Below are 24,284 nucleotides of genomic sequence, written 5' to 3' on the forward strand. Positions count from 1 at the left end.
GACGTTAATATCAAGAATGCCGACAATAACTGTCGGCATTTTTATGTGTCGCGATCATGCGTAAAGCGGGCACTCAGTAACGAATCGCTGCCCATCTTCCCAACGCAGCATAGTTAAGCTATTGCCCCATACACAGCCAGTATCTAATCCAATACAGTGTTCATCTTGATGACCCATTAAGGCAGCCCAATGACCAAAGATAATCGTCTTTGCTAATGGTTGTGTGCGCTTAACATCAAACCAAGGGATCAAGTTACCAGCACTTGGATCATTGGGTTGTACTTTACAGTGCATATCCAATCGTCCTTGAGGATCGCAAAATCGCATTCGCGTAAAACTGTTGATCGTAAACCGTAACCGTTCTATTTGAGAAAGATCGTCTTGCCACCAATCAGGGCCATCACCATACATGTTTTTTAATAACCACAAGTAATCATCAGACTGAAGCAGAGCCTCGACTTCTCGTGCATGTTGACGTGCCTGTTCAAGCGTCCATTGTGGCGTAATACCCGCATGTACCATAACCAATGGGTAATGAGGATGTTCCGCTAATAATGGCTGGTGGCGTAACCAATTAAGGAGTTTAGGGCCATCTTCAGCGGTAAAAATTTGATGGATATTATCGCTTTTTTTAGCGCGCGCCAGTTGATGAGATACCGCTAATAAATGCAGATCATGATTGCCTAAAATGACCGTAGCATGATCGCCCAATGCTTTTACAAAGCGTAATGTTTCTAACGATTCTGGGCCGCGAGCAACCAGATCGCCAGCAAGCCATAAATGATCATGATGAGGATCGAAATTTGCTTGGGCCAGTAATTTTTTTAAGTCGGGTAAACAGCCTTGAATATCACCGACAAGATAAGTCGCCATGGTGCTCCCATTATCAATGCGTTAATTAACATGAAATTAATCGCATTAGGTTAATGAAGAATGTTCGGCATTGCTAGTCGAAATGGTGTCACTTCAACTTTAAAGCGATTACCTGCTTCATCTTCCATGGTGTATTGACCTTGCATAACACCGACAGGGGTTTCAATGATAGTGCCGCTGGTATAAGTGAATTCATCAGCAGCGTTGATATGCGGTTGTTGTCCGACGACGCCTTCACCTTCAATAACCAATTTTTTGCCATTAGCATCAGTAATTAACCAATAGCGTGTTAGTAAGTGAGCGCTACCGCGGCCTAGATTTTTAATGGTGATAGTGTATGAAAATACATAACGTTGCTGATCAGGTTGCGATTGTTCTGCTAGATAATGACTGACAACATGGCATTTGATCGTTGGAGGAGATGAGATACTCACAGGCAATATCCTTTGCTGATGATTTATTCTCATTTTAGTATTGTTGGCTGATAAATAAAGAAAACCCCGCATAACACGTGATACGTTACACAGGGTTATTATGTTATAGGCGCAGTTGTTAATGCGCTATACCATTATTGCTCTTCTTTTTGGAAATTAACGTCAAGCCAATTAGCCATAGCAACAAATTGTTCTACCGTAATGTTTTCTGGGCGGTGGCCTGGGTTAATACCAAGCGCTTCTAGTTGTTCTGGTGTCAACAAGCCTTTGTAACAGTTACGGATTGTTTTACGACGTTGGTTGAAGCCTTCACGACACACACGATCTAGCCATTTAAGGTTAGTACATGGGAATGGTAGCACTTCATACGGCGTTAAACGTACTACTGCTGAATCTACTTTCGGTGCAGGTACAAAAGATTCTGGCGGTACTTCTAGTACTGGCATCACTTTACAGTAGTATTGCGCCATTACCGTTAGACGGCCATAAGCTTTACTACCAGGACCTGCAGCAAGACGATTAACCACTTCTTTTTGAAGCATAAAGTGCATATCTAGTACGTCTTTATGAAATTCAAAAATGTGGAACATCAACGGGGTTGAGATGTTGTAAGGCAAGTTACCGAAGATACGTAACTTATTATTTTCTTTAATAAGTTGCGTAAAGTCGAAACGCATTGCATCGCCTTCGTGGATGGTAAGTTTTGACGCTAGATCTGGGTGATTACGTAAACGCTCAGCCAGATCTCGGTCAAGTTCGATAACCGTAAATTTATCAACTAATTTACCAACATATTCAGTGATCGCACCAAGGCCGGGGCCAATTTCTACCAGATTTTGGCCTGGTAAAGGGTTAATCGCTGACACAATGCCATCAATAATATATGGGTCTTTTAAAAAGTTTTGGCCAAAGCGCTTACGCGCGCGGTGACCTAAGTGGACTTGATCGCTGCTCATGCTTGTTTTTCTACCAATTCGAGGGCGTGGGATAGCGCTGTCCGAAGGCTACCTATGTCTGCTTGCCCAGTACCTGCGAGTTCCAGTGCGGTACCATGATCTACTGAAGTTCTGATAAAGGGAAGTCCCAACGTAATGTTGACTGACTTACCGAAGCCTTTATATTTCAGCACCGGTAACCCTTGATCGTGATACATGGCTAACACCGTATCGGCATCAGCTAAATATTTTTCTTGAAAGATGGTATCAGCCGGTAACGGTCCGATAAGATCCATGCCTTCTTGTTGACGTAGTTGTTCTAATGTTGGAGCAATGGTATCAATTTCTTCCATGCCCAAACAGCCATCTTCACCGGCATGAGGATTGAGCCCACAAACATAAATTTTGGGAGAAGCAATACCAAATTTAGTCACTAGATCAGCATGCAAGATACGAATAACTTGCTTTAGCCGAGGTTCTGTAATGGCTTTTGCGACACAGTTTAACGGAATATGGGTTGTCACTAAAGCAACCCGTAATCCTTCTGTTGCAAGCATCATAACAACTTGCGCGGTATCTGACTGCTGTGCAAAAAACTCAGTGTGGCCACTAAAAGAAACCCCAGCGCGGTTAATAACCCCTTTATGAACAGGGCCGGTTATAACCGCAGCAAATTCACCACTCATACAGCCTGCAGCTGCACGCTCTAGTGTTGCTAATACATAGAGACCATTTTGCTCGTTAAGCTGTCCGCAGACAACCTCAGTGGTACTATTAATCTGTATAACAGTCATGGTTCCCGCTTGATGCGGTTGTGCTGCTAACTCAGGCTGATAAGGCAAAATGGTTAAAGGTAAACCTAATTGAGCCGCACGTTCTACCATAACCTGCGCATCAGCACAAATGACAAGTTGGTGCGGCCAAGATTGTTGACACAAGGCAATGACTAAATCAGGGCCAATCCCGGCCGGTTCACCTGGGGTGATGACAATCCGTTGTGTGTTAGTCATATGCTTGTTATTAGCCATTATTTACCTTATTTATTTGTTCGATATATGCGCCAGCACGAAGGTCTTGTAACCATGTTTGTGCTTCTTCATTAAACTTTCGGTTAAATAGGATTTGAGCTGCGCGATTTTTTAATGCAGCTTCAGTACGATCGACATTACGACGGCCTTCTACTTCAACAATATGCCAGCCAAACTGTGATTTAAATGGTTGGCTAATTTGATCGACAGGTAATGTTTTAACTTCTTTTTCAAATGCAGGCGCATAAATTGATGGTACCTGCCAACCTAACTGACCACCGTTAGCCGCAGAGCCTGGATCTACACTGTATTGTTTAGCTGCAGCTGCAAAGGTTTCTTTACCACTAATGATTTTTTGACGAATTGTTTCTAGTTCACGTTTAGCTGCAGCGTCGCTAAGAATAACAGAGGTCTTGATTAAAATATGACGGGCTTTTACTTCAACCACTGAAACTGTTGGCATGCCTTTAACGTCATTAATTTTTAAAATATGGTAACCAATACCACTACGGAAAGGACCGATCACACTATCTTTACTGCTAGTTTTAATTTGGTCAGCAAAAATTGTTGGCATTTCTTCTTTGCTCATCCAACCCCATTCACCACCTTTTAGGGCTTTAGGGCCTTTTGAGTAGCGGTAAGCTAATTCAGCAAAATTAGCGCCTTGTTTGATTTCAGCATAAATTTTATCCGCTTCTTGCTTGGCTTTTTCACGGGTGGCTTTATCTGCATCGTCATTAACGGCAATCTGAATTTGGCTAATGTTGTATTGTACATTTTGTTGAGTTTGCTTTGCTAACTGTGCCGCGAGATTATCGACTTCTTGAGGAAGAATGTTAACTCGTTTACGAACAATAATGGTGCGTGCTTCAGACGCTAGCATGTCGTTACGTAATTGCTCGCGGAACATTGGATAGCTAATGCCTGCGCTTGCTAAATCTTGACGCAGTTGAGTCACCGTCATATTGCGCTGTTTAGCGACATCGGCAACGGCTTGATCTAACTGGTTATCATCAATGCGTAAACCCAGCTGCTTGGCTTGCTGAATCTGCAAATTCTCCATGATCAATTTATCCATCACCTGCTGACGTAAAATATTGTTCGGAGGCAGTTGTTGGCCTTCTGCCGCAGCATTAAGATGGACGGTTTTCAACATTGCATTGACGTCACTTTGTAAAATCACGCCATCATTAACTGTGGTGACAATTTGATTTAATTCTTGCGGTTGAGGGGCTGCCATCACTGTTGCTGTCATACCCATAAGCATTACGCTTAGCGCTGAATACTTCCACTTTTTCATTTATAGTCCGTCATGTTGAGTGGCGATATTAATTACCGCCACGATCATTAATTTTTAAGTGTAAATGGGTCTGCATAACCCAGAATATTGCCGCCATCATCTGATGTTTGACCAAATGGTCGTGCACCTTGAAGACCAAGTAGACTAAACGAGAAACTAACATTGCTGTCGTATTCGGTAAAATCTTGGTTCAATGGATCTTTTGCATAGCGATTATAGCTTAAACCTACCATCCAACATGCTGAGCGGTAAACTAAACCTACGCGACTTTCTAACATTTTATTGACGTTCATATCTTGGAAATAATCCGCAGTAATATCAATATTGTCGTTAATAGGGAAACCTGCCGATAAACCTAATTGTGAAATACCATCGCGTTTGCCATTGACTTCAACATTTGGATTATCAACATATTTGGTTAAGTAACTACTAGAAACATAGCGATAACTTGGTTGCACAAATACACGGCCATTACGGTATTCAACCGCGGTACTACCTTGCTGAACTTCATTTTCACTTGAATCATATTGCATTGCGCTCTTGAAGAATAAATTATCATCAAGGTTGAATTCAGTCTCTAATGCGGTTGCAGAATAGCTTTTTGCATCAGTGCCATCAGCGACGGGTTTATCAATATAGAAAATTTGACCCAATGAAAGGGTAAAACGTTCCTTAAAGTTTGCATCATAATAACGAGTGGTAGCACCAACGGTAAATTGGTTAGCAGGCGCAATATAATCATGACCACTATAAGTTCTGTCGCTAAATAGGCCGTAATAGTCTTGTTGTAAGCGGGTTGAGTCATAGCCGCCACCGCTATAATTAACGGGATTATAGATGCCACTTTGATCAACATCTTTCACATATAAATATTGCAGTTGTGGCTCTAAACTTTGAGTGTAATGCTCACCCATGATCGAGGTGTCACGTTCAAAGTACAAGCTACTGTTGACTCTAAATTCGGGCACCGTGCGGTCTGCTGTTTTATCGAGCGTGTTGAGATCGGGGTTTGCCTGAACATCAAATTGTTGATTGTAATGGGCATACATTAATTTAGCTTGCGTAGTAACAGACCACCAAGGGGTCGCATACGGCAAGGTTAATGTTGGTTCTACTGTGACTCGATCAGCTGTTGGTTTGGATCTATCATCGGTATCAAATTTACTGATACTCATTGGCAAACTAAAATCTAACCCATAAGGAAGATCAGATTTATAGTAGGTACTTGATAGTTGAGGCATTAAACGGTATTGCGAGCCTTGGCCACTTTCAGTCAGTGGTTGGAAGTCACGTACCATTAAGTTAGTGTCCCAATTATCATTACGGTACGCCAACGATGCAGTTTGCAATAGGTTATTATCTTCACGCTGACCAATAATTGAGTCGACGTCATCAAAATATTTTGCATCACTGACTTTGCTGTAATCGATATTCAGCAACCAGTTTTTATCGATAATACCGCTATGTGTCCATTGGAAACCCCAACGTTTATCATAATCGCGGTATTTTTTATCGTGGCCTAAATATTCCCCAATGACTTTACCTTGACCAAAATCAGACAGATAACGGAACTCAGAGGTTAACTGTAATCCTCTGTGGTTCATATACTTAGGGGTAAGGGTTAAGTCGTAATTGGGAGCTATGTTCCAGTAAAAAGGGGTTTCTAGCTCCATACCGTTTTTTGAACCGTAGCTAATTGACGGATATAGGAAACCAGTAAGACGTTGTTCAGTGACAGGAACACGTAACCACGGAAGATAAAATACAGGCACATCAAGGACTTCAAAGCGGGCATTATATAGATCCGCAAATGGTGAGTCACCATCACGATCTAGACTACCCGCCGCAAAGCGCCAGCTTTTATCGTTATCAGGACAGGTGGTATAAGTACCATCGGTCATTTTGTAAAACTGAGTGCCGTCAACATTGCGACGCTCAATTAATTTAGCATCACCGCGGCCTGCCTGACAGGTCATTTTATAGACCGCATCATTCATTTGAGCATCTTTAGTATCAAGATCGCTAGTTAAACTTTTGGCATCAATGTCCATGCCACCATCTTGATAGAAAACATTGCCGTCTGCCGTTACAATGTTGGCGGGTTGTTGCAAGGTAGCTTTATCAGCAACAATCGTCCGCGTGCCTTGTTTTACTACTACATCACCAGAGTATACAGCGGCTGTATTTTGTTGTGCTTCAGCATGGTCTGCACTGATATGGATCGGTTCGTTATTGGTATCTTGTTTGCGATCTTTTTCCGGGATGCAGACACCACGTACCATCGCAATTGGATTTTTGTTACCATTAATTGCATTATTAGCAGGATCTGCAATGTTTTTTGGGCTGTGACTATCACCGCTTGTAGGGGTAATGTCAGCTGCCATTGCTGGGCCATATAGGGCTAAGCTAATCATTGTGGCTAGTAAACTGTGAGAGGTAAGTGACATCTAATTCAACATTCCTGTATCAATTTGGTGCAAGGCGAATTGTTGCGCTTTTTACAAGCATTCCCGACAAATGACAGCTATCATAATGCAAATTTAACGCGACGGCATCTTTTCAGCGCATGCTGTTGGGTAAACAGTGAAAAAATTAACGAACTACCAGAGAGTATAGAATGCAGAGAACGGGTATATGGGGAAAAATTTTCGGTGCTCTACTGGGAATATTGCTTGGCCCTAAATATATAGGTCTTCTAATTGGCTTATTTATCGGTCATCAATTTGATAAAGCGTATGCCCGCCAAAGAAACGGTGGTTTTGGCGGTTTTGGTGGTAAAAATGCCACTAATGCAGAGCGCCAAGCTGAGTTCTTTAATGCTTGCTTTGCCACCATGGGACACATGGCGAAGGCCAAAGGCCGTGTTACTGAAAATGAAATTCGTGTTGCTAGTACGATCATGGATCGAATGGGGCTACAGGGTGAATCTCGCCGCCAAGCGCAAAATGCATTTCGTGAAGGTAAAGAAGATAACTTCCCTCTGGAAGAAACCCTTAATCGCGTTCGTAATAGCGCCGGTCGTGCTGACTTATTACAGTTTTTCTTAGAGCTTCAAATTCAAGCGGCGTTTGCGGATGGACAATTACACTCAAAAGAACGTCAACTCTTGCATGTTATTGCACGTTACCTTGGTTTCTCTGAAGCTCAGTTAGAACAACGCTTACAGATGCAAGAAGCAGCGTTTCGTTTTCAACAAGGTGGCTTTCATCAGCAATACCAACAACAAGGGGGTGGTTTTCAAGCGCCGCCGACTCGTGATCAATTAGCGGATGCTTTTAAAGTGCTAGGTGTTAATGAAGACGCGTCAGCACAAGAAGTGAAACGTGCTTACCGTAAACAAATGAATGAACACCACCCTGATAAATTAGCGGCAAAAGGTTTACCACCAGAAATGATGGAAATTGCTAAGCAAAAGACCCAAGAACTGCAAGCAGCTTATGATCTGATCCGTAAAGAAAAAGGCTTTAAATAGTCAGTTAACGGCATCGACAGTTGAACCGCAATTAGCAATAAAAAGAAGCGAGCGCCATGCTCGCTTTTTTGTGGCTAAAAATCGAGATTAGAGCTGATTTTTATGGGTACCTTGATGGAAGCTATTAATATTGTCTATCAATTGATTAACCAATGTTTGAATGGCGGAATCAGATCCCCATGCTACATGTGGCGTTAGAATCAGATTGGACAACTGACTATGAACAATTAATGGATTTGACGGCAATGCTGGCTCAGTTGTAAAAACATCGATTCCTGCTCCTGCTATTTGGTGAGAGAGGAGTGCATCAACTAATGCTTGTTCGTTAATTAAACCGCCGCGGCTAGTATTAATTATTATTGCGCTTGATTTCATCAGAGCCAATTGTGATTCGGCAATCATATTATGGGTGGTTGGTGTCAGTGGGCAGTGTAAGCTAATGATATCAGCTTCGCGCAGCACTTGCTCAAAGGGGTGATAGCCATCACGGCATTGAGTTGCCCCTGCATGTTCGGCAAATAACACCTCAATACCAATAGCGCGTGCCAGTGTGGCGACAGCCTGACCTAAGCCTCCGTTACCAATAATACCCAAAGTTGATCCTGCAACATCAGTAATTGGGTGGGTGAAAAAACAAAATTGCTGCTGACGTTGCCATTCACCGTTAGCGATGTCTTGTTGATAGCCCGCAAGATTGCGTTTAAGGGCAAAAATCATCGCTATAACATGTTCTGGCACTGAGCGAGTAGCATAACCTTGAATGTTAGCGACCTTGATATTGTGAGTGCGACAATAATCGAGATCAACGTTGTTAGTCCCTGTTGCAGCAATGGCGATAAATTTGAGGAGAGGTAATTGAGCCAGTACCTGACTATTTAGTACAACTTTATTGGTGATTGCTATCGTGGCATGTTGTAGGCGTTCAACCACTTGTGATGCAGTTGTTGCGTCGTATTGATGCCATTGGTGACAAAAATCAGGGCGAGGAAGACTAATGTGTGCCGGAATAGTGCCATGATCAAGAAAAACGATAGTTTCCATGGGTCATCTCAATAAACAATGAATGCAAGCTGTACGCTAGCATTCATTGTAAAAGATGCCTACCGTTTACGGGTAAATTGTTTGCGTTAGTGCTTGTGGGTAAAATTCACACGGCGCAAACAGGTGCATTGGCTCATCAGTCCCTGGATGGGTAAAGGTCAGTTCTGCTGCATGCAATAATAGTCGTGGTGATGCCGCAATCGCTTCGTCATTGGCATAGAATTTATCACCTAAAATAGGGTGCCCTAGCGCTTGCATATGTACGCGTAGCTGATGTGAGCGACCTGTAATCGGTAATAAGCGAACTAGAGTGCTATTTTCATCGCGATTTAATACTTCATAGTGGGTCACTGACGGCTTTCCGTCATCAAAACATACTTTTTGACGAGGGCGGTTAGGCCAATCACAAATTAGTGGCAAATCAACCGTACCTGTATCATGCTCCATTTGTCCCCAGACTCGTGCGTAATACACTTTTTTGGTTTCACGCTCACGAAATTGTGCTTTGAAGTGGCGTTCAGCAGCTTTATTTAATGCCAATACAATCAAGCCAGAGGTACCCATATCTAACCGATGTACAATTTGTGATTGAGGATATTGAGCTAATACGCGCGCAAATACACTGTCATGATGCTCAGGTTGACGACCTGGATTTGATAACAGACCCGCTGGTTTATTGATCGCTATAATATCGCTATCAATAAAAAGAGTATCCAGCCAAGGATCCGTGGGGGGATTATAGTTTAGCACTGGCAATGGTTTCATGATGCGCTCGCAAATTGAGAGTGAAAAATTGGTCAGCATACTAATATGAATGCCTTACAATTGGTATGTCTATAGTATGTTAGCTATAAAAAAACCGCCGATAAGATGCAGTAAACATACTCGCGACGGTTAAATTTTCATACCGATAATGTCAGTAAATTAGTTATGGCTAACAACAATTAAACGCAGTGAATCCAGTTGAATTTGAGCTTTAGCAATGTAGTCTGTTAAATCCAAAATTTGAGATTCAATCAATTCTAACTCGTCATCACGAATGTTAGGGTTAACTGCTTTTAGTGCCAGTAAACGTTGATGCTCAGCACGTAATGTTGCTTCCATCTCGGCTTGTGCTTGGCTACGTACGGTAACTAACTCTTTGTCAATTTCACGTTCAGCATGAGCAATAAGAGTATGGATTTCTTTTTGTACTGAGTTGACTAACTTGCTGCCTAAATGACGGTTAATTGGGCTTAACTGACGGTTAAAGCTTTCAAACTCAACATTGGCAGACAGATTATTACCTTTGCTATCAAGTAGAATGCGAATAGGTGTTTTAGGTAAGAAACGACCAATACCCGATTGTTTTGGTGCTTGCGCATCAACCACGTAAATCAGTTCTAATAACAAAGTACCGACAGGCAGTGCTTTGTTTTTCAGTAATGAAACTGCCGTTGTTCCGACACCTTCACTCAATAGCAATTCAATACCACCTTGAATCATTGGGTGTTCCCAGCTGATAAAGTGCAGATCTTCGCGTGATAGCGCAGTATTACGATCAAATGTGATGGTACAACCGTCGTAAGGTAAGCCAGGGTAGCTTGCAACCATCATGTGCTCTGACGGTGTTACTACAATTGCGTTTTCACCCTTGTCGTCTTGGTTAAGACCAATGGTATCAAATAAGCCTAGTGCAAAAGAGACCAAGTTGGTATCGCCATCTTTGCTGCTAATTTGTTCCACTAACTGTTGTGCGGCTTCGCCACCATTGGAGTGGATTTCAAGTAAGCGGTCACGGCCTTGTTCAAGTTTACCTTTAAGTTCGTTATGTAGTGCCGCACTTTGAGTGATCACCGCTTCCAGTGCGTCACTGTCTTGCTTATCACTAGCAAGTAGTGTGATTAAATCTTCACATACCGCTTCATAAACAGGACGACCCGTTGGGCAGGTTTCTTCAAACGCGTTTAAGCCCTCGTTAAACCAACGTGCTAATAAGGCTTGTGAGGTGCCTTCAAGGTGCGGTACGTGGATTTCAATTTCACGTTGCTGACCGATACGATCTAAACGACCAATACGTTGCTCTAACAAGTCAGGGTTACTTGGTAAATCGAACATCACTAATTGATTAGCAAATTGGAAGTTACGACCTTCTGAACCAATCTCTGAACAGATTAATACCTGAGCACCACTCTCTTCTTGCGCAAAATACGCCGCCGCTTTATCACGTTCAATGATCGACATACCTTCGTGGAACACGGTCGCACGAATACCCTCACGCTCACGTAGGGCTTGCTCTAACGTTAATGCGGTTTGAGCACGAGAACAGATCACCAATACTTTCTCATTACGGTTGGCTTTTAGCATATCTAGCAACCAGTTAATGCGAGGGTCAAAGTTCCACCATGTCGCTGATTCACCTTCAAACTCTTGATAGATATCTTCAGGATAAAGCAGTTTAATCGCTTTTTCGTTAATGCTTAGTTTACCTGCCATCATGCCAGCTACACGCATCGCGGTGCTGTACTGATTTGGCATTGGTAATGGGTACATATTAAGGTGACGCTTAGGGAAACCTTTGATTGCTGAACGAGTATTACGGAATAATACGCGGCCAGTACCGTGACGATCCATTAGGTTACGGATCAACTCGTGGCGTGCTTCTAGCGCCTCAGCATCATCTGCTGTGGTTGCATTTTCAATCGCAGTGATCATTGGCTCAACGTTTTGGCCTGCAAGTAAGTCGACTAGAGTTTGCTTAGCGTTGCTATCAAGTTTTTCACCTGCAAGTAATTTTGATACGGCGTCAGCAACCGGCTCATATTGACGTTCTTCTTCGACGAAGGCTTCGTAATCGTAAAAACGATCAGGGTCTAATAAGCGTAGGCGGGCAAAGTGACTTTCACGGCCTAATTGTTCAGGGGTTGCCGTTAGCAGTAATACGCCCGGTGTTTTTTCAGCAATAGCTTCAACCACTTGGTATTGACGGCTTGGACGCTCTTCACTCCATTCAAGGTGGTGCGCTTCATCGACAATGAGTAGATCCCAATCAGCATCTAATGCTTGCTCAAAGCGACGGCGGCTTTTACGTAGAAAATCAAGTGAACACAGTACGTATTGTGCGGTATCAAATGGGTTAGCTGCATCTGCTAAAGACTCAACACAACGCTCTTCATCAAAAATAGAAAAGTGCAGATTAAAGCGGCGCATCATTTCCACTAACCATTGATGTTGCAGTGTTTCTGGCACTAAAATTAGAATACGTTCAGCACGACCAGATAGCACTTGTTGGTGAATGATCATGCCCGCTTCAATGGTTTTACCTAAACCTACTTCATCGGCTAAAAGTACGCGTGGTGCATAACGACGACCGACTTCATGAGCGATATAAAGCTGGTGCGGAATTAAACCTGCACGCATGCCACATAAACCACGCAATGGACTTTTTAGTTGTTCATATTGATTTTTTAGCGCGCGGTAACGTAATGCAAATCGATCCATACGATCAATTTGACCTGCAAATAATTTATCTTGCGGTTTATTAAAACGAATTTGATGGCTTAAAAATATTTCACGTAACGCGACATCGCTTTCTTCGGTATCTATACGGGTACCGATATAAGTGATAATTCCTTTATCTTCTTCGATCGATTCAACTTTGAGCGACCAGCCTTCGTGGCTTTCAATCACATCGCCAACATTAAACATTACACGGGTAACTGGTGCATCATGTCGAGCGTATAAACGGTTTTCATCTGATGCTGGAAACATCAAGCTAACAGTGCGAGGCTCAATCGCGACGACTGTTCCCAAACCTAAATCACTTTCTGTATCACTGATCCAACGTTGACCCAAAGCAAATGGCATAGTGCTAGAAACCTTCTAATTATTTGATATAAAGGAAATATTATAATTCGCGTTGTCTATTTATCGTCTATAATAAAACTAAATGCATAGATGAATAATATGGCATACGCATAACTCAAAAATGGGGGAGTTATGTTACTGCATGATGTGATTAAGGTCACGGTGAAAGTGTGCAAAAGAAGCGTGAGTCTTAATGCCATTCTAGTTTAATCAATAGATGCTTTAATTGTTATGCCTATTGATCGTTATAAATGCTGTAATTAACACAAACGTTAATTTTGACGTAAGCTAAAAGAGTGATAGCCAAGTTTATTGTTGTTCGCCTTACCAAGGAGGTGCTTATGGACAATGCCGAACGGAAACTGTTTGTACTTGATACAAATATTCTGCTTCATGAACCTCTCGCTATCTTTTCTTTCCAGGAACACGATGTCGTGATCCCGATGACGGTTCTGGAAGAATTAGATCGTATTAAAGACAGTAAGCGTGATGTTTCACGTGATGCGCGGGTTGCTATTCGCGCGCTAGAAAATATCTTTCACGATGCGACCCCTGAGCAAATTTCAGCGGGAATTCCTTTTAATGATCAGATTCCACATAACGGCACTATTGCTATTTTTGCTGATTATGAAGTCAAACAAACGGTGCATGCTTTTAGTGATAAAGCAGGTGATAACCGTATTCTTAATAGTGTTCTTTTTCTACAACAAAAACATACCCCTAGAAGCGTAGTATTAGTGACGAAAGATATCAATATGCGCTTACGAGCCAAAGGGGCTGGGGTGCTGAATGTTGATGATTATCGCTCCGATCAATTGATTGATGATATCGCCTTACTCAGTAAAGGTTTTCACCGTTATCAAGGTAATTTTTGGAGTAATGTCGCTGAATGCCATTCTGAAAATCGCGGTAGTTCAACCTTACATATTTTGCCTCGATCGTTATTTGATAATCCGTACATGAATCAATATTTACTGGATGACAGTGAAGAATTTGCCGCGCGAATCAAAGCGATTGATGGTGAAGAGGTTACGATTAAAGACATCAGTTACGAACGCTTAATGCATCGCCAAGCATGGGGGGTTCATCCTAAAAACATTTATCAAGGTATGGCATTGGACGCTATGCTCGATCCCAGTATTGATTTAGTGATATTAACTGGTCCTGCTGGTTGTGGTAAAACCATTTTAGCGATGGCAGCAGCGTTAGAGCAGGTGATAGAAAAAGGCATGTATGACAAGATAATTGTTACGCGTAATACACCTGAAATTGCTGAATCTATTGGCTTTTTACCCGGTACTGAAGAAGAAAAAATGTTACCGTGGTTAGCGGCGGTTACCGACACCATGGAAGCATTACATAAGCATGATGTCTGCACTGATGGTTCAATGAAATATATTTTTGATAAAGCCAATATTCAATTTAAATCGATTAACTTTATGCGTGGACGTTCAATTCAAAATGCCTTTGTGCTGCTTGATGAGTGTCAAAATTTAACTGCATCACAGATAAAAACCATTATTACCCGTTGTGGTGAGGGGACTAAGTTGGTGTGCTCGGGTAACTTGGCGCAAATTGATTCCAATTATCTATCACCAGTAACATCAGGATTAACTTACATTGTTGAACGGTTTAAACATTTTGAGGGTAGCGCCAATATTTATATTAATGGTGTGGTGCGAAGTCGTTTAGCTGAATTTGCGGAAGAAAATCTTTAAGTTCATCGTTGTTGTTTTAATAATATAAACCGAGCTCTAGGGATAACATACTGAGCTCGGCTTTGTTTATGGCCGTTATTACGCTAAGCCTAAGTAATGACGTAAGTCTGGTTGTTGGGAGTGGTTTAATAGCGCATCAGTCTCCCCAAATGCTTTCACTTCTCCGTTATCAATAAAGATGCATTTATTGGCGATTTTTTTAGCATCATCAGGGCTATGAGTGATCATTAATACGGTGATGGCTTGCTGCTGAGTCAGTTGCTGTACCAGCTGTAGCATGTCGTTACGCAACGTAGGATCAAGTGCCGAAAACGGTTCATCAAGCAATAATAAAGGCCGTTGTCGAATTAAACAGCGCGCTAATGCCACCCGCTGACGCTGTCCGCCAGATAGTTGCTCGGGTAGGCGGGGTAAATACGCTGTTAATCCCACTTTTTCTGCTGCATCATGTACCTGTTGGCGTTGCTGGGTACTCAATTTAAGACGAGGATCAACGCCAAGAGCAATGTTTTCATAGACCGTTAAATGCGGAAATAAATTATGCTCTTGAAACAGCATTGATAATGGTCGTTGAGCAGGGTCAAGCGTAATAATTGATTGCTGGTGGATGGTTATATCACCATGTTGTGGCTGTAAAAACCCCGCAATAAGCGCCAATAAGGTACTTTTCCCTGCACCACTTGGACCGATTAACGCCGCAATATCACCTTGTTGAAGGCTAAAGTTAAAGCTTAACAGCATAGGATGTTCATGTTGGCGTTGAGGTTGATAGGTATAACATAATTGGTTTATATCAAGCATGGTGTTTGCCTTTGGTACGCCGAGGCTGGAAACAATATTCAATCGCGCTGAATAAACCTAAGCTGAGTAATAACAATAATAATGCCGCCACAGCAGCACCATCCATGCGATAGCTACCCATTAATTGGAATAAATACAGTGGTAGCGTTTGAAAATCTTGGCTACCAAATAAAGCAATTGCCCCAAGATCACCCAGTGACAATACTAAGCTGATAGCCAATGACTGTGCAATCGGTTTACGCAGTGCTCGCCACTCTACAAGTCGTAATCGAGACCAACCACGCATGCCTAAACTATGACATAACGTATTGTATTGTTGAGCAATATGCAGCATGGGTTGGCTAAGGGTTTTGATCACATAAGGCAGTGCCATTAAAGCATTAACCCCTACTACAACCCAAAAAGCAGCGCCATAGGCATCGGTATATTGACGCAGTAATAAGAAAATACCGGTACTTAATACTAGCCCTGGAGTAACTAAAATAATGGTGCCGATCATTTCAATACTATCGGCACTCAAACGTTGTTTATTTAAGCGTAATTGTCGACTCGCGAGTAAGATCATCATGCCAAAAACAAACGCTAAGCTACATGCCATGACCGCAATTTCAAGTGAATTAGCGACTGCATGCCACAGTGCCGGTTGTTGTAATAACTGCGGCAGTTGACGGTTTAATCCAGCAATAAAAACTGCAATAATTGGTGGGATAACCAGCAATATTGCAGCCACGATCCAACTCCAATCCCACCATTTTGCACGCCAATTATCTTGATAATTAACCACATTTTTACCCACAGAGGCACTAAAGGTTGCTAGTGGTTTGGCAAAGCGATGGCTAAGTAACACTAATCCTCCACAAAGTAACATTTGCCACAGCGCTAAAATAGCACCAGTAGCAAGATCGAAGTCATAGCGAATCGCTTGGTAAATTGCCAGTTCAATGGTGGTTGATTTAGGACCGCCCCCTAGTGACATGATCACCGCAAAACTGGTAAAACACAGCATGAAAATAAGCCCCGCCACATGGGGCAATTGTTGACGTAACCGAGGCCAAGCGACAAGTTTGAATTTATACCAGCCACGAAGATCTAAATGGGCGGCTAATTGATGTTGTTCATAGGGAATTGATTCTAGACTTTGGAGTAAAAAGCGTACCGCTAATGGTAAGTTGAGAAACACATGTGCCAGTAAAATGCCACTTAAACCATAAATGTTTAGTCGGGGTAATCCGAGCCAGCTTAACCCATGGCTAATGATACCGCTTTTGCCGTAGATCGCTAATAAGCCAAACACCGCCACTAATACAGGCATCACTAGCGTCATCGCAAACAAACGTAATAACAGTTGTTTACCTATAAAATTGCGTCGTGATAGTGCGTAAGCAATCGCAATTGCAGGCACAATACTGAGTAAAGTAGACAGCAAGGCTTGGTAAAAACTAAATCGCGTCACATGACGTAGATAAGGATCATGCCATAAGCTACTCAGTTGCCATTGCCCAGCATGAAGTATAAGGCTGGTGATCGCGGCGATCACCAGTAATAAAATAAGCCCGACACTTAATAGTCCGGGCAGAAGTTGAGTTACACGTTTATTCACAACGGTATGCCATTATTGGGTCAGCGCTTGCTGCCATTCTCGAATCCATTCTTTACGCTTGTGAGCCACTTCATCAGCACTAAATTCTAATGCTTTATCTGGCACGCTTAATTGATTAAATGCGGCGGGCAGTGGTTGTTTAGTAACAGGATACATCCAGTTGTGGGTCGCAATTTGAGATTGAAACCCATCACTGACAATGAACTGCATAAATTGATCTGCTAGTTTAGGATGTGGGCTATTTTTCATTTTGGCGGCAACTTCAACCTGCATGTAATGACCTTCTTTAAAGTTGGCCGCTTTATACTGATTTTTATGCTCTTCCATAATGTGATAAGCCGGTGAGGTGGTGTAAGACAATACCATATCAGCTTCACCATCAAGGAACATGCTGTAAGCTTCTGACCAGCCTTTTGTTACCGTTACTGTGTGTTTAGCAAGTTGTTGCCATGCGGCAGTCGCTTTATCGCCGTACACTGATTTTATCCATAACATCAGCCCTTGACCTGGGGTTGAGGTGCGCGGATCTTGGTAGATGATACTGATGTTTTGATCGTTAACCAGCGCTTTTAAACTGGTGGGTGGATGGGGTAATTTGGTGCTGTCATAAACAAACGCAAAATAGCCATAATCAAAAGGAATAAAGGTATCGTCATGCCAACCTTTAGGTAAGGTTAATTTACTTAGATCAACATGTTGTTTTGCCAGTAATCCCGTTTGTTTAGCTTCAGTCATCAGGTTGTTATCAAGCCCCAATAGAATATCCGCTTGGCTACGGCTGCCTTCTAAACGAACTCGATTAAGAATTGATACGCCATCTTCTAAAGAGACAAAGTTAACTTTGCAACCATCGCATTGGGCTTCAAAGGCTTTTTTGATAATAGGTCCAGGCCCCCACTCGGATGAAAACGAGCTGTAGGTATAAACATTAAGGGTATTATCGGCCGCCAAGACGTTATTTGAGAGTAACGCTATCGATATTAGCGGTAAAAGTGTGTAACTGATTTTCACTATGCGCTCCTGATGTCAGCATCCTGCGAACAAAATAAAAAGAGAGAGCGGCACAGGCTTGAGAGGTAGTAGCAGCATGCTGTAATAGCAGCTAGACAGGGGTAAAATACCCATGCGTTTCTCAATTCCTACGCCAGCATTACCTGGTTCAGGTTCAATGGGTTCTGCTATATCAATCAAGATAATAACAACAATCTCAGCCTAATGGCTCCCCAATGAGAACACGAGCATTGTACCTGTAACTTGTACTAAGTTATAGCTTCTGATTTAACTGCCAGTTGTAATCAAATTTAATGTTATCGCCATTGATTTTTTTATGCACTCGATAATGGTTTATATGCTGCAATAAGGCCTGTTGATTACCAAAATCAACGCTATACCAATCATAAATTGACGATAAAGTTGTTTGTTTTAAGTTGGTACGTACCCCTTTATTACTATTAATAAAACGGCTGGCAGCATTGTTGAGTTGTCGATCAAGGTGATGACTATCAAATACTTGAGGCAGTAAGTCAGGACAACCTAAGCTGGCACAATTAACCGCATAATGAATGCGAGGATCGCGCCAAATCGGACGTAATATACGATGTTCAATGTCATTTAAACTTAAGGTTTTATTTGTGATGGTCACAATGGGTTGATCCCAAGGGCCAAAACTGAAAAAACCACCGAGTTTAGTAATTGATGTGATCGGATAATTATCAAGGATCAATTGGACGGTGAGTGCATTATAAAGATTAACCCAATAAGCAAACTGAACATTACGATTATATTGGCGCGGATCAAGTTTAGCTAACTGATTAATATAATTCTGTAATTGCTGTTTATCGGCGGGAGTCACTGCGCTGTAACGAAACAGTGTTTGTTGTGGGCTAACAACTAAGTATTTAGTTAATAATTGTTGCCATGGGTGATGATTGATATCGCGTTGATTGCTGGCCACCTGATCTTGCCAATAAGGTAATAGATCCGCTTTCGGGGCGGCACATAGAGACCAAGAAGCGAAAATCAACAATAAGCTAAACACAATACGCATACTGAACCTGTTATAAAAAGAGATATCAACAGAAGACCGTAATGATATCTGATTTATTACAGCCGAGTAGGGCGATACTAATGCCTGAGATTAACAGGCATTAGTATTAAGATTAGTTAATTTAAGCGAGATAAGTAGGAATATTAGCTTCATATTCAGCAATTTTCGCTTGGTATTGCAGGGTTAAGCCTATGTTATCTAATCCGTTTAATAGACAGTGACGTCGAAATTCGTCAATTTCAAATGAATATTGGTTATCGTTCGCTGTTACTGTCATAGCCGCTAGATCTACGGTGATTTTTGCCCCTTCAGTGGTTGCTACATAATCAAATAACGCATCAATCTGTGGCGTTGTAAGACGAACAGGGATCATTTGGTTATTGATTGAATTGCCATAAAAAATATCAGCAAAACTAGGGGCGATCATTACTTTAATGCCGTAATCGGCTAACGCCCATGGTGCATGTTCACGCGATGATCCACAGCCAAAGTTTTCGCGAGCCAGTAAAATGGTTGCACCTTGGTAACGAGGGGCATTCATTATAAAATCGGGATTAGGTTGTTGACCGCCATCGTCTAAAAAACGCCAATCATGAAATAAATGTTGTCCAAATCCAGTACGGGTTACTTTTTGAAGAAACTGTTTTGGAATAATGGCATCGGTATCAATATTGGCGGTATTTAACGGTACCACTAACCCTGTATGTTGAGTAAAGCCTGTCATAGTTATGTCCTTATTATGCCGATACTGGTTCAAGTTGACGAATATCGACAAAGTGTCCTGCACATGCCGCCGCCGCCGCCATGGCTGGGCTGACTAAGTGGGTACGACCATCTCGTCCCTGACGTCCTTCAAAATTACGGTTACTGGTGGATGCGCATCGCTCTTGAGGGCCTAAGCGATCGTTGTTCATTGCAAGGCACATTGAGCACCCAGGTAAACGCCATTCAAACCCCGCTTCAATAAAGATCTTATCTAGGCCTTCTTGCTCTGCTTGAGTTTTTACTTGTTCAGAACCCGGCACGACTAAGGCTTGGACATTAGCGGCCACTTTACGGCCTTTAGCAATAGCAGCTGCGGCGCGCATATCTTCGATACGTGAATTGGTACAAGAACCGATAAAAACTTTATCGATAGCATAATCAGATAATGATTTATGAGGTTCTAGTCCCATGTAAGCCAAGGCTTTTTTAGCGGATGTTTGCTCAACTAAATCACTGAAACTTTCAGGTGCAGGGATCTGCTCATCAACAGCAATCACTTGACCGGGATTCGTGCCCCATGTCACTTGTGGTTTGATCTCGGTAGCATTTAAGGTGACAACTGCATCAAACTCTGCGTTGTCATCACTGGTGAGGGTTTGCCAATAAGTGATAGCGGCGTCTAAATCAGCACCTTGAGGTGAAAATTTACGGCCTTTAATATAATCAAAAGTAGTTTGGTCAGGGGCAATTAAGCCTGCTTTTGCACCTAACTCTATCGCCATATTACACACTGTCATACGACCTTCCATCGACAGATCCGTGATAGCTTCGCCACAAAATTCAACCACATAACCTGTTCCGCCAGCAGCGGTAGTTTTACCGATAATCGCTAGTACGATATCTTTCGCGGTAATACCCTCTGCTACTTTTCCTGTAACTTCAATTTTCATGGTTTTAGCGCGAGATTGTTTAAGAGTTTGGGTCGCTAACACATGCTCAACTTCCGAGGTGCCAATACCGAAAGCCAGTGCGCCAAATGCACCGTGAGTCGCGGTATGTGAATCGCCACAAACAATAGTCATTCCGGGTAAAGTAATACCTAACTCTGGTCCCATTACATGGACAATACCCTGATATTTATGGTTTAAGTCATACAAGGTAACCCCAAAATCAGCACAGTTTTTTGCTAGGGTTTCCATTTGGATTCGTGCCATTTCACCACTGGCGTTAATGTCTTTGGTTTGAGTTGAAACGTTATGATCCATGGTGGCAAAGGTTTTATTTACTTGGCGAACTTGGCGACCTTGTTCGCGCAGCCCATCAAATGCCTGTGGTGAGGTCACTTCATGCACTAAATGACGATCAATATATAAGATTGGGTTTTCGCCAGCCGCTGCTACTACCACATGAGCATCATAGACTTTTTGATAAAGTGTTCTGGCTTGGCTTGAGGGTGACATTATTGTATTCGACATCATGCTGTTCCTTATGCATGTTGAATATAGGCGGCGATTTTGTCACCCATTTCGCTGGTGGTAAGGGCGGTGTTATTACTGGCTAAATCTGCCGTTAGTTGCCCCGCTTCTAGTGCTTGTGCCACCGCTTTTTCTATTGCACGAGCCGCATTTTCTTCACCAAGGCTGTAACGCAACATTAAGGCTGCGGATAGGATTTGGGCTATGGGGTTGGCAATATTTTTACCTGCGATATCAGGTGCTGAACCGCCAGCTGGTTCATATAGACCAAATTTTTGTTGGTTTAAACTTGCAGATGGCAACATGCCCATTGAACCGGTGATCATGGCGCATTCATCGGAAATAATATCGCCAAAAATATTGGAACATAACATCACATCAAATTGTGATGGATCTTTGATAAGTTGCATAGTGGCGTTATCAATGTACATGTGAGTTAAGCTGACATCGGGGTAATCAACCGCAACTTCTTCAACCACTTGACGCCATAAAATTGAGCTTTGTAGTACATTGGCTTTATCAATTGAACAGACTTTTTTACGGCGTAAGCGCGCAGATTCAAAGGCTATTTTAGCAATGCGTTCAATTTCATAGCGATGATAAATTTCAGTATCAAAGGCTTTTTCTTGTGCGCCTTCACCTGATCGACCTTTAGGCTCGCCAAAGTAAATGCCACCAGTGAGTTCACGTACAACGGCAATATCAAACCCACGCTCAGAGATATCTGCTCGCAGTGGAGAAAAGTGTTCTAGACCACGGTGGATTTGTGCTGGGCGTAAATTACAAAATAATTCGAAGTGCTTACGAAGTGGTAAAAGTGCGCCACGCTCCGGTTGATCATTGGGAGCGAGGTGTTCCCATTTAGGGCCACCGACAGAGCCAAACAATACCGCATCAGCAGCTTCACAACCTTTTAGAGTGATGGACGGTAGGGGGCAACCGTGATTATCAATCGCAATACCACCAACATCGAACTGATGACAATGAAGGGTAATATCAAATTTTTGTTGGACTGCCGCTAAGACTTTGTGTGCTTGTTGCATCACTTCTGGGCCAATACCGTCACCGGGTAGTACTGCTATATTATATGAACCTGCCATGGTGGGTGCTCTCCATAATGTACTAAAAATAGATTGAATTTGTTGTTAATGAATAACGTTAGTGGCTATGTTGCTGTTTGATAGTTGCGATTTGATCGGCACGATAAATACTATTGATAACATGAATCAGCGCTTGACCTGATGCTTCTACAATATCTGTCGCAAGGCCTGTGCCGTGGTACTTGCGGCCTTTGTAATTGGCAATAATATCCGCCTGCCCTAAACCATCTTCACCTTCGCCTTTAGCAGTAAGATCAAACTTATCAAGTACAATTTCGTACCCTGTTAGGCGATAGATACATTGATACAGTGCATCGACAGGGCCATTACCAACTGCGGCTTCACACTTTTCCTGATCGCCACATTGAAGTTTTATGCTAGTGGTTGCCATCACACTGCCAGATTGGACGCTTAAATAGTTTATTTTGAAAAAGTCATCTTCATCGCGCAGATTAGAAAAATGCATTAAGGCTTCAAGATCATAATCAAACACTTGGCCTTTTCTATCGGCTAGGCTAAGAAAATCGGTATACAGTTTATCAAGGTCATATTCATGCTCGGTATAGCCAAGAGTATCCATATGACTCTTAACCGCGGCACGACCAGAACGACTGGTAAGGTTCAATGCTTGGTTTTTAAGACCAATCGAATTTGGGGTCATGATTTCGTAGGTATTTTTATTTTTCAGCATGCCGTCTTGATGAATGCCTGAAGAGTGACTAAAAGCATTACTGCCTACGATAGCTTTATTGGCTTGAATCGGCATATTACATAACTGACTAACCATTTTACTGGTGCGATGGATTTCATCATGCTTGAGGCTGGTATGCACCCCTAATAGTGATTGACGGGTTTTAATGATCATCGCTATCTCTTCAAGGGCACAATTACCCGCGCGTTCACCTAAACCGTTAATGGTGCCTTCTACTTGGCGGGCGCCCGCTTGAATAGCTGCCATGGAGTTTGCGACTGACATGCCAAGATCATCGTGGCAATGAACGGAAATAATGGCTTTATCTATATTGGGTACTCGATTAAATAGTTGGGTGATAATGCCACCAAATTCACTTGGTAGAGTGTAGCCCACAGTATCGGGAATATTAATGGTCGTTGCTCCCGCATCAATTGCAGCTTCTACCATACGGCATAAATTATCAATCGGGGTTCGTCCGGCATCTTCACAGGAAAACTCGACATCATCGGTATATTTTCGAGCCCGTTTTACTGCTGCAATACCCATTGCAATGACATCGTCGTAGCTACGACGCAATTTATCTTGTACATGAACGGTAGAGGTTGAAATAAAGGTGTGAATACGAAATGCTTCAGCGACTTTTAATGATTCAGCGGCAACATCAATGTCTTTCTCAACTGCACGCGACAAGGCACAAATACGGCTGTTTTTAATGTGCTTAGCAATGGTTTGTACAGATTGAAAGTCTCCGGGAGATGACACTGGGAAACCCGCTTCAATCACATCGACCCCTAAGCGTTCAAGCGCATAAGCTATTTGCAATTTTTCTTTCACGGTTAGACTGGCAGATAAAGCCTGTTCGCCATCACGTAACGTTGTATCAAAAATAATGACCCGATCTTTCATAGTGACATCCTTTAAGTATAGGCCTGTATAAGGCTGAGTTTCGCATTCACTTGCGCTGGTCAAAATATGAAAAAACCCGCGCTTGCTTGCGCGGGTTTTGAAATCTTTAGTGGTGTTTCCCACTCGATAGCAACCCGCGTGATTATGTCACGATGAGAAGGATAGCTAAGAGGAGGTAGAAGCACGTTTTCATTTTATTAAAGACTTCAATAAATTTTGTTAACAAATGAATATCAAATAGACGGGCTATAGGTCAATCAAAAGTTGTATTTTTTTGTACTTTAAGTAAAGGTTGAAGGAAGCGAATTA

19 protein-coding genes and 1 riboswitch are annotated in these 24,284 nt (G+C 42.4%); of the genes, 2 read left to right on the forward strand and 17 right to left on the reverse strand.

Features of this window, described 5'->3' with window-relative positions:
• Window positions 1-54: 54 nt before the first annotated feature.
• The 6 genes from Q0V26_RS11190 to lptD form a co-directional block, all read right to left on the reverse strand.
• Entirely contained in the window at window positions 55-873 is an 819-nt protein-coding gene (locus Q0V26_RS11190; RefSeq protein ID WP_297481756.1) for a symmetrical bis(5'-nucleosyl)-tetraphosphatase, read from the reverse strand.
• Window positions 874-923: 50 nt separating this feature from the next.
• Window positions 924-1,307 (reverse strand): Co2+/Mg2+ efflux protein ApaG, encoded by a 384-nt coding sequence (apaG, locus tag Q0V26_RS11195; RefSeq protein WP_080158604.1) that lies wholly within the window; start codon window positions 1,305-1,307, stop codon window positions 924-926.
• A 134-nt stretch (window positions 1,308-1,441) separates the two neighbouring features.
• Window positions 1,442-2,263, reverse strand: coding sequence for a 16S rRNA (adenine(1518)-N(6)/adenine(1519)-N(6))-dimethyltransferase RsmA (gene rsmA / locus Q0V26_RS11200; protein WP_080158603.1), 822 nt, complete (start codon window positions 2,261-2,263; stop codon window positions 1,442-1,444).
• On the reverse strand, window positions 2,260-3,252 hold the full coding sequence (gene pdxA / locus Q0V26_RS11205) for a 4-hydroxythreonine-4-phosphate dehydrogenase PdxA (protein ID WP_297481775.1): 993 nt from the start codon (window positions 3,250-3,252) through the stop codon (window positions 2,260-2,262). The genes rsmA and pdxA overlap by 4 nt, the downstream gene beginning before the upstream one ends.
• 10 nt (window positions 3,253-3,262) lie before the next feature.
• The gene (surA, locus tag Q0V26_RS11210; protein ID WP_297481757.1) at window positions 3,263-4,570 is read right to left on the reverse strand and encodes a peptidylprolyl isomerase SurA; all 1,308 of its coding nucleotides are present in this window, start codon (window positions 4,568-4,570) and stop codon (window positions 3,263-3,265) included.
• A 47-nt stretch (window positions 4,571-4,617) separates the two neighbouring features.
• Window positions 4,618-7,017, reverse strand: coding sequence for an LPS assembly protein LptD (lptD, locus tag Q0V26_RS11215; RefSeq protein WP_297481758.1), 2,400 nt, complete (start codon window positions 7,015-7,017; stop codon window positions 4,618-4,620).
• Window positions 7,018-7,187: 170 nt separating this feature from the next.
• Between lptD and djlA the strand changes: the two genes are divergently transcribed.
• Window positions 7,188-8,042: a co-chaperone DjlA gene (gene djlA, locus Q0V26_RS11220; RefSeq protein ID WP_297481759.1), complete on the forward strand. Its 855-nt coding sequence runs from the start codon at window positions 7,188-7,190 to the stop codon at window positions 8,040-8,042.
• 87 nt (window positions 8,043-8,129) lie between these two features.
• On the opposite strand, the gene Q0V26_RS11225 is transcribed toward djlA, so the two are convergent.
• The 3 genes from Q0V26_RS11225 to rapA form a co-directional block, all read right to left on the reverse strand.
• Complete coding sequence (locus Q0V26_RS11225; protein WP_107276411.1) at window positions 8,130-9,083, reverse strand: D-2-hydroxyacid dehydrogenase; 954 nt, start codon at window positions 9,081-9,083, stop codon at window positions 8,130-8,132.
• A gap of 66 nt (window positions 9,084-9,149) precedes the next feature.
• Window positions 9,150-9,848 carry a bifunctional tRNA pseudouridine(32) synthase/23S rRNA pseudouridine(746) synthase RluA gene (gene rluA / locus Q0V26_RS11230; protein WP_297481760.1) on the reverse strand — a complete coding sequence of 233 codons (699 nt, stop codon included), beginning with the start codon at window positions 9,846-9,848 and terminating at the stop codon, window positions 9,150-9,152.
• 159 nt (window positions 9,849-10,007) lie between these two features.
• On the reverse strand, window positions 10,008-12,929 hold the full coding sequence (gene rapA, locus Q0V26_RS11235; RefSeq protein ID WP_297481761.1) for an RNA polymerase-associated protein RapA: 2,922 nt from the start codon (window positions 12,927-12,929) through the stop codon (window positions 10,008-10,010).
• Between the two features lie 341 nt (window positions 12,930-13,270).
• On the opposite strand from rapA, the gene Q0V26_RS11240 reads away from it, so the two are divergent.
• A complete protein-coding gene (locus Q0V26_RS11240) occupies window positions 13,271-14,647 on the forward strand; it encodes a PhoH family protein (RefSeq protein WP_080158598.1) in 1,377 nt (458 codons plus the stop codon).
• Between the two features lie 78 nt (window positions 14,648-14,725).
• On the opposite strand, the gene thiQ is transcribed toward Q0V26_RS11240, so the two are convergent.
• The 8 genes from thiQ to leuA form a co-directional block, all read right to left on the reverse strand.
• Window positions 14,726-15,448, reverse strand: a complete 723-nt coding sequence (gene thiQ / locus Q0V26_RS11245; RefSeq protein ID WP_297481762.1) for a thiamine ABC transporter ATP-binding protein — start codon at window positions 15,446-15,448, stop codon at window positions 14,726-14,728.
• Window positions 15,441-17,048: a thiamine/thiamine pyrophosphate ABC transporter permease ThiP gene (gene thiP / locus Q0V26_RS11250; RefSeq protein WP_297481763.1), complete on the reverse strand. Its 1,608-nt coding sequence runs from the start codon at window positions 17,046-17,048 to the stop codon at window positions 15,441-15,443. Before thiP ends, thiQ begins: the two co-directional genes overlap by 8 nt.
• 12 nt (window positions 17,049-17,060) lie before the next feature.
• Window positions 17,061-18,059, reverse strand: coding sequence for a thiamine ABC transporter substrate binding subunit (gene thiB / locus Q0V26_RS11255; protein WP_080158595.1), 999 nt, complete (start codon window positions 18,057-18,059; stop codon window positions 17,061-17,063).
• Between the two features lie 108 nt (window positions 18,060-18,167).
• Window positions 18,168-18,284, reverse strand: a riboswitch (TPP riboswitch).
• Window positions 18,285-18,312: 28 nt separating this feature from the next.
• Entirely contained in the window at window positions 18,313-19,095 is a 783-nt protein-coding gene (locus Q0V26_RS11260) for a DUF547 domain-containing protein (protein ID WP_297481764.1), read from the reverse strand.
• Window positions 19,096-19,216: 121 nt separating this feature from the next.
• The gene (leuD, locus tag Q0V26_RS11265) at window positions 19,217-19,819 is read right to left on the reverse strand and encodes a 3-isopropylmalate dehydratase small subunit (protein ID WP_297481765.1); all 603 of its coding nucleotides are present in this window, start codon (window positions 19,817-19,819) and stop codon (window positions 19,217-19,219) included.
• Between the two features lie 13 nt (window positions 19,820-19,832).
• Window positions 19,833-21,260: a 3-isopropylmalate dehydratase large subunit gene (leuC, locus tag Q0V26_RS11270; RefSeq protein WP_297481776.1), complete on the reverse strand. Its 1,428-nt coding sequence runs from the start codon at window positions 21,258-21,260 to the stop codon at window positions 19,833-19,835.
• Window positions 21,261-21,286: 26 nt separating this feature from the next.
• Window positions 21,287-22,375, reverse strand: coding sequence for a 3-isopropylmalate dehydrogenase (gene leuB / locus Q0V26_RS11275; protein WP_297481766.1), 1,089 nt, complete (start codon window positions 22,373-22,375; stop codon window positions 21,287-21,289).
• Window positions 22,376-22,433: 58 nt separating this feature from the next.
• A complete protein-coding gene (gene leuA, locus Q0V26_RS11280; RefSeq protein ID WP_297481767.1) occupies window positions 22,434-23,975 on the reverse strand; it encodes a 2-isopropylmalate synthase in 1,542 nt (513 codons plus the stop codon).
• Between the last annotated feature and the right edge of the window lie 309 nt (window positions 23,976-24,284).

The organism is uncultured Photobacterium sp. (assembly GCF_947039875.1).
GTDB lineage: Bacteria > Pseudomonadota > Gammaproteobacteria > Enterobacterales > Vibrionaceae > Photobacterium.

What these genes read in the sequence shown, in the direction of transcription:
- lptD (WP_297481758.1), bottom strand. Translation starts at nt 7,017, where the DNA reads ATGTCACTTACCTCTCACAGTTTACTAGCCACAATGATTAGCTTAGCC.
- pdxA (WP_297481775.1), bottom strand. Translation starts at nt 3,252, where the DNA reads ATGACTAACACACAACGGATTGTCATCACCCCAGGTGAACCGGCCGGG.
- djlA (WP_297481759.1), top strand. Translation starts at nt 7,188, where the DNA reads ATGCAGAGAACGGGTATATGGGGAAAAATTTTCGGTGCTCTACTGGGA.
- leuC (WP_297481776.1), bottom strand. Translation starts at nt 21,260, where the DNA reads ATGTCACCCTCAAGCCAAGCCAGAACACTTTATCAAAAAGTCTATGAT.
- leuB (WP_297481766.1), bottom strand. Translation starts at nt 22,375, where the DNA reads ATGGCAGGTTCATATAATATAGCAGTACTACCCGGTGACGGTATTGGC.
- surA (WP_297481757.1), bottom strand. Translation starts at nt 4,570, where the DNA reads ATGAAAAAGTGGAAGTATTCAGCGCTAAGCGTAATGCTTATGGGTATG.
- Q0V26_RS11240 (WP_080158598.1), top strand. Translation starts at nt 13,271, where the DNA reads ATGGACAATGCCGAACGGAAACTGTTTGTACTTGATACAAATATTCTG.
- rluA (WP_297481760.1), bottom strand. Translation starts at nt 9,848, where the DNA reads ATGAAACCATTGCCAGTGCTAAACTATAATCCCCCCACGGATCCTTGG.
- thiQ (WP_297481762.1), bottom strand. Translation starts at nt 15,448, where the DNA reads ATGCTTGATATAAACCAATTATGTTATACCTATCAACCTCAACGCCAA.
- Q0V26_RS11225 (WP_107276411.1), bottom strand. Translation starts at nt 9,083, where the DNA reads ATGGAAACTATCGTTTTTCTTGATCATGGCACTATTCCGGCACACATT.
- leuA (WP_297481767.1), bottom strand. Translation starts at nt 23,975, where the DNA reads ATGAAAGATCGGGTCATTATTTTTGATACAACGTTACGTGATGGCGAA.
- rapA (WP_297481761.1), bottom strand. Translation starts at nt 12,929, where the DNA reads ATGCCATTTGCTTTGGGTCAACGTTGGATCAGTGATACAGAAAGTGAT.
- Q0V26_RS11190 (WP_297481756.1), bottom strand. Translation starts at nt 873, where the DNA reads ATGGCGACTTATCTTGTCGGTGATATTCAAGGCTGTTTACCCGACTTA.
- Q0V26_RS11260 (WP_297481764.1), bottom strand. Translation starts at nt 19,095, where the DNA reads ATGCGTATTGTGTTTAGCTTATTGTTGATTTTCGCTTCTTGGTCTCTA.
- leuD (WP_297481765.1), bottom strand. Translation starts at nt 19,819, where the DNA reads ATGACAGGCTTTACTCAACATACAGGGTTAGTGGTACCGTTAAATACC.
- rsmA (WP_080158603.1), bottom strand. Translation starts at nt 2,263, where the DNA reads ATGAGCAGCGATCAAGTCCACTTAGGTCACCGCGCGCGTAAGCGCTTT.